This is a genomic window from Microtetraspora glauca, from assembly GCF_040656155.1.
Taxonomy (GTDB): domain Bacteria; phylum Actinomycetota; class Actinomycetes; order Streptosporangiales; family Streptosporangiaceae; genus Microtetraspora; species Microtetraspora glauca.
On record NZ_JBFALK010000008.1, the window covers coordinates 1 to 12,819 of the forward strand.

Annotated in this window: 15 protein-coding genes; 5 read left to right on the plus strand and 10 right to left on the minus strand. The window is 69.5% G+C overall.

Going from position 1 to position 12,819, the window contains the following annotated elements; all coding sequences use genetic code 11:
• Nucleotides 1-343 precede the first annotated feature (343 nt).
• From AB0I59_RS16045 to pstS, 5 genes are all read right to left on the minus strand, one after another.
• A complete protein-coding gene (locus tag AB0I59_RS16045; RefSeq protein WP_358133425.1) occupies nt 344-997 on the minus strand; it encodes a response regulator transcription factor in 654 nt (217 codons plus the stop codon).
• 119 nt (nt 998-1,116) lie between these two features.
• Nucleotides 1,117-1,893, minus strand: coding sequence for a phosphate ABC transporter ATP-binding protein PstB (gene pstB / locus AB0I59_RS16050; protein WP_061255206.1), 777 nt, complete (start codon nt 1,891-1,893; stop codon nt 1,117-1,119).
• 3 nt (nt 1,894-1,896) lie between these two features.
• Nucleotides 1,897-2,787, minus strand: coding sequence for a phosphate ABC transporter permease PstA (pstA, locus tag AB0I59_RS16055; RefSeq protein ID WP_061255205.1), 891 nt, complete (start codon nt 2,785-2,787; stop codon nt 1,897-1,899).
• On the minus strand, nt 2,784-3,758 hold the full coding sequence (pstC, locus tag AB0I59_RS16060; RefSeq protein WP_061255204.1) for a phosphate ABC transporter permease subunit PstC: 975 nt from the start codon (nt 3,756-3,758) through the stop codon (nt 2,784-2,786). The genes pstA and pstC overlap by 4 nt, the downstream gene beginning before the upstream one ends.
• Before the next feature lie 5 nt (nt 3,759-3,763).
• On the minus strand, nt 3,764-4,870 hold the full coding sequence (pstS, locus tag AB0I59_RS16065; RefSeq protein WP_061255203.1) for a phosphate ABC transporter substrate-binding protein PstS: 1,107 nt from the start codon (nt 4,868-4,870) through the stop codon (nt 3,764-3,766).
• A gap of 151 nt (nt 4,871-5,021) precedes the next feature.
• Between pstS and AB0I59_RS16070 the strand changes: the two genes are divergently transcribed.
• Both AB0I59_RS16070 and AB0I59_RS16075 read left to right on the plus strand, forming a co-directional pair.
• Complete coding sequence (locus tag AB0I59_RS16070; protein ID WP_358133431.1) at nt 5,022-5,480, plus strand: low molecular weight protein-tyrosine-phosphatase; 459 nt, start codon at nt 5,022-5,024, stop codon at nt 5,478-5,480.
• Complete coding sequence (locus tag AB0I59_RS16075; protein WP_061255201.1) at nt 5,467-6,258, plus strand: fructosamine kinase family protein; 792 nt, start codon at nt 5,467-5,469, stop codon at nt 6,256-6,258. Before AB0I59_RS16070 ends, AB0I59_RS16075 begins: the two co-directional genes overlap by 14 nt.
• 62 nt (nt 6,259-6,320) lie before the next feature.
• Here the strand turns inward: AB0I59_RS16075 and hisN are convergent, their stop codons facing one another.
• Nucleotides 6,321-7,106 (minus strand): histidinol-phosphatase, encoded by a 786-nt coding sequence (gene hisN, locus AB0I59_RS16080; protein WP_082776795.1) that lies wholly within the window; start codon nt 7,104-7,106, stop codon nt 6,321-6,323.
• Between the two features lie 82 nt (nt 7,107-7,188).
• On the opposite strand from hisN, the gene AB0I59_RS16085 reads away from it, so the two are divergent.
• A complete protein-coding gene (locus AB0I59_RS16085; protein ID WP_061255200.1) occupies nt 7,189-7,626 on the plus strand; it encodes a DUF4442 domain-containing protein in 438 nt (145 codons plus the stop codon).
• A gap of 55 nt (nt 7,627-7,681) precedes the next feature.
• Here the strand turns inward: AB0I59_RS16085 and AB0I59_RS16090 are convergent, their stop codons facing one another.
• The 3 genes from AB0I59_RS16090 to aroA form a co-directional block, all read right to left on the minus strand.
• On the minus strand, nt 7,682-8,095 hold the full coding sequence (locus AB0I59_RS16090) for a hypothetical protein (protein ID WP_358133436.1): 414 nt from the start codon (nt 8,093-8,095) through the stop codon (nt 7,682-7,684).
• Between the two features lie 229 nt (nt 8,096-8,324).
• Nucleotides 8,325-9,272: a ribosome small subunit-dependent GTPase A gene (gene rsgA / locus AB0I59_RS16095; protein ID WP_358133834.1), complete on the minus strand. Its 948-nt coding sequence runs from the start codon at nt 9,270-9,272 to the stop codon at nt 8,325-8,327.
• A 91-nt stretch (nt 9,273-9,363) separates the two neighbouring features.
• On the minus strand, nt 9,364-10,671 hold the full coding sequence (aroA, locus tag AB0I59_RS16100) for a 3-phosphoshikimate 1-carboxyvinyltransferase (protein ID WP_358133439.1): 1,308 nt from the start codon (nt 10,669-10,671) through the stop codon (nt 9,364-9,366).
• A 75-nt stretch (nt 10,672-10,746) separates the two neighbouring features.
• Here aroA and AB0I59_RS16105 point away from each other — a divergent pair, with 75 nt between their 5' ends.
• Together AB0I59_RS16105 and AB0I59_RS16110 are read left to right on the plus strand one after the other, a co-directional pair.
• A complete protein-coding gene (locus AB0I59_RS16105) occupies nt 10,747-11,490 on the plus strand; it encodes an SOS response-associated peptidase (RefSeq protein ID WP_061255196.1) in 744 nt (247 codons plus the stop codon).
• A 103-nt stretch (nt 11,491-11,593) separates the two neighbouring features.
• Nucleotides 11,594-11,884, plus strand: coding sequence for a TraR/DksA family transcriptional regulator (locus AB0I59_RS16110; protein ID WP_061255195.1), 291 nt, complete (start codon nt 11,594-11,596; stop codon nt 11,882-11,884).
• Nucleotides 11,885-11,930: 46 nt separating this feature from the next.
• On the opposite strand, the gene AB0I59_RS16115 is transcribed toward AB0I59_RS16110, so the two are convergent.
• Entirely contained in the window at nt 11,931-12,671 is a 741-nt protein-coding gene (locus tag AB0I59_RS16115; RefSeq protein ID WP_061255194.1) for a class I SAM-dependent methyltransferase, read from the minus strand.
• Nucleotides 12,672-12,819 lie beyond the last annotated feature (148 nt).

Sequence of the window (12,819 nt, forward strand, 5' to 3'; positions counted from 1 at the left end):
CCCGCGACCGCGACAGCGGTATGCACCTGATCGCAACTATCACGGCCGGCCGGAGCAAGCCCCCGTCGCCGTGCCTACGGACACCAGCCAGCGCGGCTCGTCTCACAACACAGCGTCTACAAGCACCGGCCCACCGCGACTGGCCCCACAGCCGCAGGCCGCACAGACACCGGCCATGGCGGCTCCGCCCACAATGCGGCGTCTACAGGCACTGGCCACCGCGACTGGCCCCACAGCCGTGGGCCTTAAGGACACAGCCAGCGCGGCTCGTCCCACAACACAGCGTCTACAAGCACCGGCCCACCGCGGCGGTTGCTGGACTCAGGCGCCGTGGGTCATGTGATCAGCTGGAGACGAGGCGGTAGCCGACGCCGCGGACGGTCTGGATCATTCTGTCGTCAACGTCGCCGAGCCGAGCCCGTAGCCGTTTCACGTGAACGGCGATGGTGTTCGTGGACATGGTGTCGGCCGAGTGCCAGACGTTTCGCATGATCTGGTCGCGTGTCACCGTACGGTCGGCGTTGCGCATCAGGTAGTGCAGGAGCTCGAACTCCCGCAGAGGAAGATGAACGATCTTCCCGCTGACCTTGACCTGGTAGGCCGTGACATCGAGTTCCACGTTTCCGATCACCAGGACGGCCCGGTCGATCTCCTGGCGGCGGAAGGCGGCCTGGACGAGGGGGAGCAGCTCGAGAACGCGGTACGGGCGGGCCACGCAGGCCGTCGCACCTGCCGCGAGAGCGTGTACGGCCTGCTCGGCATCGCTGCCGAAGTCGATGCCGAGCAGGACCGGTACGGCTCGATCGAGGCGTACGGCACGGACGAAGTCGAGCGGGCCGATGATGGGGAGGGAGGCGCTGATCAGGACGGCATCGGGCTGGAGGGCGCCCGCCTGGAGCAGTGCCTGTGCACCGTCGGCCACGCCGGTCACCTCGACGCCTTCGGGTTCGAGCGCGGCCGCGAGTTGCCGGATCAGGTCGCTGTCCGGATCGGCCACCAGGAGTATGGGCGCAGACCGAGTGTCCCCCTCCACCGCGGGTAGCGTCACCCCGATGCCTCCCCTTCCGCTCTGCTTAAGTTCCGTGTCCGCTGGTTTCGTTCCGTCCAGATCCTGGATCAGCCGAAACGGCCGGTGATGTAGTCCTCGGTCGCCTTCTGGCCGGGATTGGTGAAGATCCTGGAGGTCTCGTCCATCTCGACGAGCTTCCCGGGCTGGCCCTGTCCCGCCAGGTTGAAGAACGCGGTCTTGTCGCTGACGCGGGCGGCCTGCTGCATGTTGTGCGTCACGATCACGATCGTGTAGTCGCGCTTCAGCGACGAGATGAGGTCTTCGATCGCGAGCGTGGAGATCGGGTCGAGGGCCGAGCAAGGCTCGTCCATCAGCAGGACCTGGGGGCGTACGGCGATGGCACGGGCGATGCAGAGGCGCTGCTGCTGGCCGCCGGAGAGGCCGGATCCGGGCTTGTGCAGGCGGTCCTTGACCTCCTTCCAGAGGTTGGCTCCTTTGAGGGAGTTCTCGACGATGCCGTCGAGCTCGGACTTGGAGAACCGCCCGTTGAGCCGGAGGCCGGCGGCGACGTTGTCGTAGATCGACATCGTCGGGAACGGGTTGGGCCGCTGGAACACCATGCCGATGGTCCGGCGTACGGATACCGGGTCGACGTCGGGACCGTAGAGGTCCTGGTCCTCCAGACGGACCTTGCCTTCGACGCGGGCGCCGGGGATGACCTCGTGCATGCGGTTGAGCGTCCGAAGGAACGTGGACTTGCCGCACCCTGAAGGCCCGATGAACGCCGTCACCGCGCGCGGCTCGATGGTCATCGTGATGTCCTCGATGGCCTTGTGCGCTCCGTAGTAGGCGTCGAGTCCGGCGACCTCGATCTGCTTGGCCATGTCCTAAGACCCTCTCTTCGCGGGCGAGCGCCACCACGCGATGAGGCGCGCCACCAGGTTGAGCAGCATGACGATCAGGATCAGGGTGAGCGCTCCGGTCCACGCGCGGTCGATCGCGGTGTCGGTCGGCCGTCCCGCCTGGTCGAAGACGTACAGGGGAAGACCCATCTGCGGCCCGTTGAACGGGTCGTTGTTGATGGAGTCGGTGAAGAAGACGGTGAGCAGCAGCGGGGCCGTCTCGCCGGCGACGCGGGCGACGGCGAGCATCACGCCGGTCACGATGCCGGTGAACGCGGTGGGCAGCACGACCTTGACGATGGTGCGCCATTTCGGGACCCCGAGCGCGTACGCCGCCTCGCGGAGGTCGTTCGGCACGAGGCGCAGCATCTCCTCTGCCGATCTGACCACCACCGGCATCATCAGGATCGACAACGCCATGGCGCCCGCGAACCCGGAGAACGGCATGCCGAGGGCGAGAATCCAGAACGCCAGCACGAAGAGGCCGGAAACGACTGATGGGACGCCGGTCATGACGTCCACGAAGAAGCTGATCGACCGGGCCAGCCGGCCGCCGCTGCCGTACTCCACCAAATAGACGGCGGTGAGCAGGCCGATCGGCACCGCGATGAGCGAGGCGAGAAGCACCTGTTCCAGGGTGCCGATGATCGCGTGGTATGCGCCGCCTCCGGCGTCCCTGGCCCCGATGTTGCGCATCGAGTGGGTGAGGAATTCCAGGTCGAAGCGCTGCATGCCGTTCTTGACGACCAGCCACAGCACCGATATCAGGGGGATGACCGCGATGGCGAATGCCAGGTAGACCAGCACGTGAACGATGCGGTCCTTCACCCGGCGGCCGGTCGAGATGGGCTGGATGCCCGTTGGGACAGTGGTCATGTCCTCGAGAACTCCTTCCGGCGGGCGATGATCAGACGGGCGCCCATGTTCACCACCAGCGTGATCAGGAAGAGGACGAGGCCGGACGCGATCAGCGCGCCACGGCCGGTGGCGGTCGCCTCGCCGAAGCCGTTGGCGATGTTGGCGGCGATGCTGTTGCCGTTCGGGCCGAGGATCTCGAACGAGATCCCGAAGGTCGCGGGGAGGATGAGCGCGACGGCGATCGTCTCGCCCATGGCCCGGCCGAGGCCGAGCATCGCGGCGCTGATCACGCCGGGACGGCCGAACGGCAGCACGGCCATCCTGATCATCTCCCAGCGGGTGGCCCCGAGGGCGAGCGCGGCCTCCTCCTGCGTCTTCGGCGCCTGGAGGAACACCTCGCGGGAGATCGCGGCGATGATCGGCAGGATCATGATCGCCAGTACGATCGCGGCGGTCAGCATGGACTTGCCGACCACCTGGTCGCCGCCGAACAGCGGGATCCAGGCGAAGTACGTGTTGAGGAACTCCGACGGTCCGCGCATGAAGGGCACCAGGAAGACGACGCCCCAGAGGCCGTAGACGACGCTGGGAACCGCGGCCAACAGGTCGATGACGTAACCGAGGAGGGCGGCCAGCCGCCTCGGCGCGTAGTGGGAGATGAACAGCGCCACGCCGATCGCGACCGGGGTGGCGATGATCAGCGCCAGGAACGAGCTGAGCACGGTCCCGAACGCGAGGGCGCCGATGCCGAAGGCCGGCTGCACCGCGTTGGGGTTCCAGACCTTCTCGGTCAGGAAGTGCGAGGTGTTGGCCTGGAGGGCGGGGATCGCCTTGACGATGAGGAAGACCCCGATCGCCGCCATGATCCCCAGAAGGACGACGCCCGCTCCGGTCGAGGCGAACCGGAACGGGCCGTCGCCGCGGCTGCGCCGGAAGGCGGACCGGCGCACGGCCGGTCCGCCTTCGCGTGTACGTGGTGACGTGACCATATGGGTTAGGAGATCGCCTCGACGGCGGTGCGGACCTTGCCCAGCAGGGTGGCCGGGAGCGGTGCGTATCCGAGGCCGCTGAGCGCCTGCTGGCCCTCGTCGCTGGCGGTGTAGGTGAGGAAGGACTTGACGAGCTTGGCGTCCTCGGTGGACAGACCCTTCTCGCAGGTGATCTCGTACGTCACGAGGACGATCGGGTAGGCGCCCGCCGCCTTGGTGGCGTAGTCGATCGACAGCTTCAGGTCGTTGCCGGTGCCGGCGATCTCGGCGGCCTCGACGGTCTTGCCCGCGCTCTCCGGGGTGAGCTCGACGAACTCGCCGGAGCCGTTGGCGACCTTGGCCTTCTGCAGCTGAGAGTTCTCCGCGTACGACAGCTCGACGTAGCTGATCGCGCCCTCGGTCGTCTTCACCGAGGAGGCGATGCCGTCGCTGCCCTTGGAGCCCTGCCCCTTGGCCTCGGCCGGCCAGGCCTTGGCGGGCTCGTACGGCCAGTCGGCGGTCGCCTTGAGGAACTTGGTGAAGTTGTCGCTGGTGCCCGACTCGTCCGAGCGGTGGAACGCCTGGATCGGGGTGGAGGGCAGCTTGGCGTCAGGGTTGTCGGCCTTGATGGCCGCGTCGTCCCACTTGGTGATCGTGCTGTTGAAGATGCCGCCGATCGTCTTCGGCGAAAGCTGCAGTCCGTCGACACCGGGAAGGTTGTAGACGACCGCGACCGGGCCGGTGACCATCGGAAGGTTGATCGCCTTGCCGGTCTTGCAACGGGCGTCGGCCTGCGCGGGCTCGCCCTTGTCGTCCTTCAACGCCGAGTCGGAGCCCGCGAAGGCCACGGTGCCCTGGATGAACGCCTGGACGCCCGCGCCGGAACCGCTCGGCTGGTAGTTGATGCTCACCCCGGAGTTCGCGGACTGGAACGCCTTCTTCCACTCCTCGATCGCGTTCGCCTGCGCCGAGGAGCCGGCCGCGTTGATGGTTCCGGACAACCCGCCGGCTGCGGCGGAGGAGCTGCCGGCGGTGGCGCCGCTGTCGGCGGCGGTGTTGTCATCGGTGCCGCACGCAGCGAGCGAAAGCACGCCGGCGATGGCGGCCGCGGCGAGCCGGCCTGCATACTTCACGGTTGTGTCCTCCCACTTTGGTCTTTCAACGGGTAGGACGCTAAAGAGTCAAGGTGACTTAATGCCCTGTTAAAGGTGAACGGACAGTGAACGGGCACAGTCGCTCTTGTGGCGGTTTCGCCGCGTCGCCCTGAGCTGGGAATATGAACCCATGAAGCGCATCTGCCTGGTCTGCATGGGCAACATCTGCCGCTCTCCGATGGCGGAGATCGTGCTCCGCCGCACGCTGGAGGAACACGGCATCGACGTCGAGGTCGACAGCGCGGGCACCGGAGGCTGGCATGTCGGGGCGCCCATGGACGAGCGGGCGCTGGCCACGCTCGCCGCCGGCGGATACGACGGTTCGGCTCACCGCGCGCGGCGGTTCGACCGCTCCTGGTTCGCCGAGCGCGACCTCGTCCTGGTGATGGACGCCGACAATCTGCGCGCCGTACGGCGGCTCGCCCCGCCGGAGGCCGACGTGCGCCTGTTCCGCTCCTTCGACCCCTCGTCTCCGCCGGAAGCCGAGGTGCCTGATCCCTACTATGGCGGTCACGCGGGTTTCCGCGACGTCCTCCGGATGGTCGAGGCCGCGTCCGAAGGGCTGGCCAGGCACCTTGCGGATCACTAGGGACCTCGGGTCCAGCCACGCCTGGACCCTGTACGAGGGCGAGCTCGACGGCCGCAGGGTCTTCGTCAAGCGTGGGGCGGACTTCACCTCGGAGGCGGCCGGGTTGCGCTGGCTGGCCGAGCCCGGCGCCGTCGCCGTACCCGAGGTGATCAGGTCGGACGGCGGCGAGCTGGTCCTGGAGTGGATCGAGCCCGCGAACGCGACCGCCGGGGCGGCCGAGCGGTTCGGACGCGAGCTGGCGGCGCTGCATGGAGCGGGCGCGGCGGAGTTCGGCGCCCCGTGGCCCGGACACATCGCCGAGCTGCCCATGGACAACGCGCCCGCGCCGGACTGGCCGTCCTTCTACGTCGAGCGCCGCGTCCTCCCGTTCGTACGGTCGGCACGGGACGGCGGGTGGCTGGCTGCGGAGGACGTGAAGCTGATCGAGGAGGCGTGCGCGCTCATCCCGGAGGTCTCAGGAGTGGCCGAGCCGCCGAGCCGGATCCACGGGGATCTCTGGAGCGGCAACCTGCTCTGGACCGCGGAGCGGGCCGTTCTCATCGATCCGGCCGCGCACGGCGGGCACCGGGAGACCGATCTCGCCATGCTGGCCCTCTTCGGAGCCCCGCACCTGAACACGATCCTCGCGGCCTACCGGGAAGCGGCGCCACTGGCCGACGGCTGGCGCGAGCGGGTGCCCATGCACCAGCTGCATCCGCTCCTCGTGCACGTCTGCCTGTACGGCGAGGCGTACCACGGCAGTCTCATGTCGGCCGTGTCGCAGACCCTCGCGCTGTGAAGCACTGAATCTGTGCGGCGCCGGATCTGTCAGGCCCTGCGACTGTGAGGTTCTGAAGGGCCTCAGTCCCTGGTCAGGAGCTTGAGCACCTCGCCGTGCAGCAGGCCGTTGCTGCAGACCATGCTGCCGCCGTCGAGAGGGGCGGTGCCGTCCACGGCGGTGCAGGTGCCGCCGGCCTCCTCCACGATCACAGTGAGCGCGGCCATGTCCCAGGGCGACAACTCGGGCTCGGCGGAGATGTCGACCGCGCCCTCGGCGACCATCATGTGCGACCAGAAGTCGCCGTAGGCCCGGGTGCGCCAGACCCCGCGCATGAGGTCGAGCATGTTGTCGAGCCGGCCCTCCTCCTCCCAGCCGCTCAGGCTGGAGTAGGACAGGGAGGCGTCCGCGAGGCGGCCCACGCCGGAGACCTGGCAGCGGGTGGCCTTGGTCAGGCTGCGGCCGGTCCACGCCCCACCGCCCTTGGCGGCCCACCAGCGACGGCTGAGCGCCGGCGCGGAGACGACTCCGACGACGACCTTGCCCTCCTCCATCAGCGCGATGAGGGTGGCCCAGACCGGGACGCCGCGCACGTAGTTCTTGGTGCCGTCGATGGGGTCGATCACCCACGAGCGCATGCCGTAGCCGGTCTTGCCGAACTCCTCGCCCACGACGGCGTCACGGGGGCGGGCGCGGCGCAGCGTGCCGCGGATGGCCTCCTCGACCGCGCGGTCGGCGTCGCTGACCGGTGTGAGGTCGGGCTTGGTGTCGACCTTGAGGTCGACCGCCTTGAAGCGGCGCATCGTGATGTCGTCCGCGGCGTCCGCCATCACATGTGCGAGACGCAGATCGTCGCTGTAGCCGGTCACAGGGGTCAACGCTATCGCGTCGGGGGTCGATCACATCAGATGAGGGATCGCCCCAGATCGTACTGAAGAGTAACATTCCGCCATGGACATCGGTGCCTTCATGCTGGACAGCGTGCCCTTCGCCCGGTTGCTCGGGATCTCCTTCGACTCGATCGGATCGGGAAGGGCGGCCGCCCGCCTTCCCGACCGGGGCGACCTGCACAATCACGTCGGCGGACCGCACGCGGGCGCCCTGTTCTCCCTGGCGGAGTCGGCCTCCGGAGCGGCCATGTTGTCGGCCTTCGGCGACCAACTCGCCCGGGCCGTCCCTCTCGCCACCGCGGCCGAGATCCGCTATCTCAAGCTGGCAAAGGGAGAGGTGACCGCCATCGCGACGCTGGGGGCCGATCGCGCCGAGGTCCTGGCCCAACTCGACGAGGGAAAGCGTCCCGAGTTCGGTGTCGCCGTCGACATCAGGAACGCCGACGACGTCGTCGTCTCGGAGATGACGGTCTCCTGGACGCTGCGCCCCAACCGCTAGCCCGGTGGCCCGGTGTCATCGACGGCGATCCCGGGCCCCGCGGAGACTCCGCGCTCTACTTGATCGGGGCGTAGTCCGTGCCAGACGTGGCGCCGCCGTCGATGCCGCCGGAGAACTTCACCCGCGTGCCCACGGGCGCGTAGTGGTAGACCGGAACGGTGTGATCGACGGTGAGTTCCTCGTTCTTGACCACGCCCGCGTTCTTCACGTCCAGGGCCACCCAGATCTTGGTGCGCTTGCGCAGGTTGGTCGTCTTGATCGTGACCGCGCAGGCGCTCTTGGTGTCCGCGTTGTAGAGCAGGTACGTGGCCGCGCCCTTGAACGTGACCGACCGCTGCACCACGAAGTCGGGTCCGCACACCTTGGTCGGCGTGTCGCCCCCGGCCGAGGTGCCGGCCAGAGCGGTGCCTCCGGCGGCGAGCAGGGCGGCCGCGGTTACCGAACCCAGGATGATCGGCTTGATGCGCATGGGATGAAGGTAGGACATGCGCTCAGCGGGATCACCCGAATTCGTCAAATTTCATGAAATAGGACCCGACCAGTCGGTGCGGTTCCCCACCGGCAGCCCGTGGCGGGACCTGCCCGAGGAGTACGACTCGTGTTCCACCGTCCATGACCGATTCCAGGAAGCAGACAGGCCCCGGGCCGAAGGCCGGCGGCGCCGGCCTGGGCCGCTCACGAGCCCGGACACCGGACGGTCAGGGTGTGTCCTCGCCGCCTTCGCGGCTGATCAGAAGCCGGCGCAGGGACTCCAGGCGGGCGGGATCGGCGTGCCCCTCGGCCACGAACCGGTCGAGGGCGCACCCGTCCCCGAGGTGGGTGCAGCCCTTCGGGCACTCGACCGTCGCCTCGTTCAGATCGGGGAAGGACGCGAGCACGGTCTCCACGTGCACGTGCGCCAGGCCGAAGCTGCGCACGCCGGGGGTGTCGATGATCCAGCCGCCCTCGGGCAGCTCCAGCGCCACCGCCGAGGTCGAGGTGTGCCGGCCGCGGCCGGTGACCACGTTGACGTGGGAGACCGCGCGGTCGGCCGTCGGAACGAGCGCGTTCACGAGCGTCGACTTGCCGACCCCCGAATGGCCGACGAGCACGCTGATCCGGTCCTCCAGGTGGCCGCGCAGCTCGTCCAGCGGCCCCCCCTTGCTCACCACGATGTACGGCACGCCGAGAGGCTCGTAGTGCGCGACCAGCTCGTCGGGGGACGCGAGATCCGCCTTGGTCAGGCAGAGGAGCGGGTCGATGTCCGCGTCGAAGGCCGCGACCAGGAGCCGGTCGATCATCCGGGGCCGCGGGAGAGGGTCGGCCAGCGCGGTGACGATGACGAGTTGGTCGGCGTTGGCCACGACCGGACGCTCGACGTCATCGGTGTCGTCGGCGCTGCGGCGGAGCATCGAGCGCCGCTCCTCCACCCGGACGACCCGGGCGAGCGTGTCCGGCCGGCCGCTCACGTCGCCCACCAGGGCGACGCGGTCGCCGACCACGATGCCCTTGCGCCCCAGCTCACGCGCCTTCATCGCGACGACGGGGACCGATCCCACCAGGCAGGTGTAGCGGCCGCGGTCGACAGCCACGATGAAGCCCTCGACGGCCTTCTCGTGGGCAGGGCGAAGCCGGGTCCTGGGCCGGGAGCCCTTGCCCGGCCGGATCCTGACGTCGTCCTCGTCGTACTTCCGCTTGCTCAGCCTGTCCGTCCTTCTCCGGCGCCCGCGCGCCCGGCGCGGGAACGATCGACGCCCGTCACGGCGTCTCGGTCGTCGTGGTCCTGCCCTCGGTGCCCGCCAGCATGTCCGCCCACATGCCGGCGAAGTCGGGGAGGGTCTTGGCCGTGGTCGCGATGTTCTCCACCTCGACGCCGGGAACCGCCAGGCCGATCACTGCTCCCGCCGTGGCCATCCGGTGGTCCTCGTAGCTGTGGAAGACCCCGCCCGACAGCGGACGCGGCCGGATCTCCAGGCCGTCGTCCGTCTCACGGGCGTCGCCGCCGAGCTTGTTGATCTCGATGGCCAGCGCGGCGATCCGGTCGGTCTCGTGCCCGCGGATGTGCGCCACGCCGCTGATCCGCGACGGGCCGTCCGCCAGCGCCGCGAGCGCGGCGATCGTGGGGGTCAGCTCGCTGACCTCGTGCAGGTCCGCCTCGATGCCCCGCACCTGGCCGGTTCCCGTCACCCGCAGGCCGTACGGCGTGCGCGTCACGGTCGCGCCCATGTCGGTGAGCAGGTGGCGGAGCTGGTCGCCGCCCTGTGTGGTCTCCTCGGGCCAGTCCGGCACGGTGACCGCGCCACCGGTGATCAGCGCCGCGGCGAGGAAGGGCGCGGCGTTCGACAGGTCGGGCTCGACGATTACGTCCCTCGCGGCGATGGGGCCGGGCTCGACCCGCCACACGTCCGGCTCGGAGTCGTCGACCTCGACACCGGCCTGGCGGAGCAGGTGCACCGTCATCGCGATGTGCGGCATGGAGGGGACCGGCGGCCCGCTGTGCCGTACGGTGACGCCCTTCTCGAACCGCGGCGCGGCCAGCAGCAGCCCGGACACCATCTGCGAGGAGATCGAGGCGTCCAGCACGACCTCGCCGCCCGTGATCGGCCCGCGTACGGTGAACGGGAGCGCGTCGGCGGTCACGGTGGCGCCGAGGGCGCGCAGCGCGCCCAGGATCGGCCCCATCGGCCGCTTGCGCGCGTGCGGGTCGCCGTCGAAGAAGACCTCGCCGTCCGCGAGGGCCGCGACCGGCGGCACGAACCGCATCACGGTCCCGGCGAGACCGACGTCGATGGACGCGCCGCCCCTGATCGGCCCCGGCGTGATCGCCCAGTCGGCGCTCGACACGCTCTCGTTCGAGGCGGTCATCTCCGCGCCGAGGGAGCGCAGCGCCGCCACCATGAGGTCCGCGTCCCTGCTGCGCAGTGCGAGCCGTACGGAACCGGGGGCCTGCGCCAGCGCGGCGAGGAGCAGCACCCGGTTCGTCACGGACTTCGACCCGGGCAGGCGGACGGTCGCGTCGATCGGCCCGGTCGCTACGGGAGCGGGCCACAGGGGCTGGGTCGGCATGCACGAAAGCCTACCGGCAGGTCCGGCCGCTGTCGGGGTCCGCGCGGCGGCCCGGGTGATGGCAAGGTGGGGGGTATGTGCGGAAGGTACGCGTCGGCGCGCAAGCGGCACGAGCTCATGGAGGAGTTCGAGATCGAGCTCGACACAGAGGAGGAGCTCGGCCCCGACTACAACGTCGCGCCCACCAAGAAGGTCTACGCGGTCATGAGCCGCGTGCCCAGGACCGAGGGCGCGGAACGGCCGGTGCGCCAGCTCCGCGTGATCCGGTGGGGCTTCGTGCCGAGCTGGGCGAAGGACCCGTCGATCGGCTCCCGGATGATCAACGCCAGGGTGGAGACCGTGGCCGAGAAGCCCGCCTTCCGTAAGGCGTTCGCTTCACGCCGCTGTCTGCTCCCCGCCGACGGCTTCTACGAGTGGATGGCGGCGCCCGAGGGGGCCAAGCCCGCGAAGCAGCCGTACTACATCCATCCCGAGGACGGCGGAGTCATGGCCATGGCCGGGCTGTACGAGTTCTGGAAGGACCCGTCCCGGCCCGACGACGATCCGCTCAAGTGGCTGTGCACCTGCACGGTGATCACCACCAGCGCGGAGGACGGGGTGGGCCACATCCACGACCGCATGCCGATGATGGTCGAGCGGGACCGGTGGGCCGAGTGGCTCGACCCCCGTGTCAGCGACGCGGGCCGCCTGCTGGTCCCGGCCCTCGCCGGTCGGCTGGAGGCATATCCCGTCTCGACCGCGGTCAACAACGTCCGCCACAACGGTCCTGATCTCATCGAGCCGCTTCCGGGTGACGGCGAGCCCGCCGTGCTCTTCTGAACGCGGAGTGTAAAGGGCGCGCCAAGCGGGCATCCGGTGAGGAAAGGGAGGCCGGGGGCTCCTTTCCCTGCGAATCGCCCCATGCTCCCGGAGGTGCGGATCCGTGGACCCCGCGACCGCGCGCATGCGCCTGGAAACCCTGCTCGACGAGCTCGACCGCTCCATCGGCGTGCTCAAGGAGGCGGACCCACCCGACGCCGACCGCGTCCAGGCGGTGATCGACGTCGAGTCCCGGCACCGCGTCGCCGTACTGGCCGCGCTGCGGCGGCTGGACGACGGCGCCTACGGCACATGCGTGGACTGCGGCGGGCTCGTCCCGGACGGCCGGTTGGAGGCCCGTCCGGAGGCGGCACGCTGCGTTCAGTGCCAGTCGAAGCGCGAACGCCGCCGCTGAGCCGTGGCGTGGGAGCCGGAAGCCAGGACGGCGGGGAACCGCAGGCTCAGCCCTTCTTGCGCGCGCTCGCCACGAGGTGGATGCCGACGGTGTCCTCCTCGTCCGGCCGGGTCGCCAGCTCCGTCCGGACCAGGCGGGCCAGCGAGTGGCCACCCGTGCCCAGCACGTGGTCGACCGTGGACGGCGACAGCACCGTGCGGGGGCGCACCCACTCCACTTCGAGCCCGGCGGCCGTCATCAGCTCGCGCAGCTGGACGCTGGTGAAGCAGCGGGTGATGCTGCCGTCCGGCCAGGGAACGAGCATGACCTCGCCCGTCTGGCACAGATGCGCCCAGTAGTTCTGCTCGGCGAGTATCGCCATGCCGAGGACCAGCGAGTCGACGCACACCAGCGTCCTCCCGCCGGGCTTCAGCACGCGGGCGACGTCCTCGATCACGGACTCGGCCATGATCTCGACCGAGAGCGCGCGTTCCTCCGCGATCACCGCGTCCACGCACGCGTCGGGCAGGAAGTCGAGATCGTCGGCACGGACCTTCTGCACGCGGTCGGACGCGTCGCGCAGCCACGGTTCGGAGAGTCGCCGGAAGTCCATGACCTGGATGACCCGGTGTCCCGCCCGTGCCGCCTGAGCCGTCCAGCGGCCGCGGCCGCCGGACAGGTCGAGCAGCAGGGAGGGACGCTCGGGCAGCCATTGGCGGAGTTGTTCGGCGACGACCGCGTGGTAGAAGGTCCAGTACGGCCCGAGGGCTCCCGAGCCATTGAGTTCGTTGGCCGGAATGGGCAGCACGAGCGGCTCCTGGACTATGGCTATCTCAGAAGTCGACATGAGATAGCGGAAACTCGGTTTCCGGGCTACCAGCCGGTACGTAGGTCCTTCCCCAAACATGGGTGTTCGTACCTCGAAAACGTACCGGGAACAGACTCTACGCCCGCCC

Bases quoted from the DNA above. Each gene is read 5' to 3' on its own strand.
- pstB (WP_061255206.1), bottom strand. From the start codon at position 1,893: ATGGCCAAGCAGATCGAGGTCGCCGGACTCGACGCCTACTACGGAGCG.
- AB0I59_RS16105 (WP_061255196.1), top strand. From the start codon at position 10,747: ATGTGCGGAAGGTACGCGTCGGCGCGCAAGCGGCACGAGCTCATGGAG.
- pstC (WP_061255204.1), bottom strand. From the start codon at position 3,758: ATGGTCACGTCACCACGTACACGCGAAGGCGGACCGGCCGTGCGCCGG.
- AB0I59_RS16070 (WP_358133431.1), top strand. From the start codon at position 5,022: ATGAAGCGCATCTGCCTGGTCTGCATGGGCAACATCTGCCGCTCTCCG.
- pstA (WP_061255205.1), bottom strand. From the start codon at position 2,787: ATGACCACTGTCCCAACGGGCATCCAGCCCATCTCGACCGGCCGCCGG.
- AB0I59_RS16090 (WP_358133436.1), bottom strand. From the start codon at position 8,095: ATGCGCATCAAGCCGATCATCCTGGGTTCGGTAACCGCGGCCGCCCTG.
- aroA (WP_358133439.1), bottom strand. From the start codon at position 10,671: ATGCCGACCCAGCCCCTGTGGCCCGCTCCCGTAGCGACCGGGCCGATC.
- AB0I59_RS16085 (WP_061255200.1), top strand. From the start codon at position 7,189: ATGGACATCGGTGCCTTCATGCTGGACAGCGTGCCCTTCGCCCGGTTG.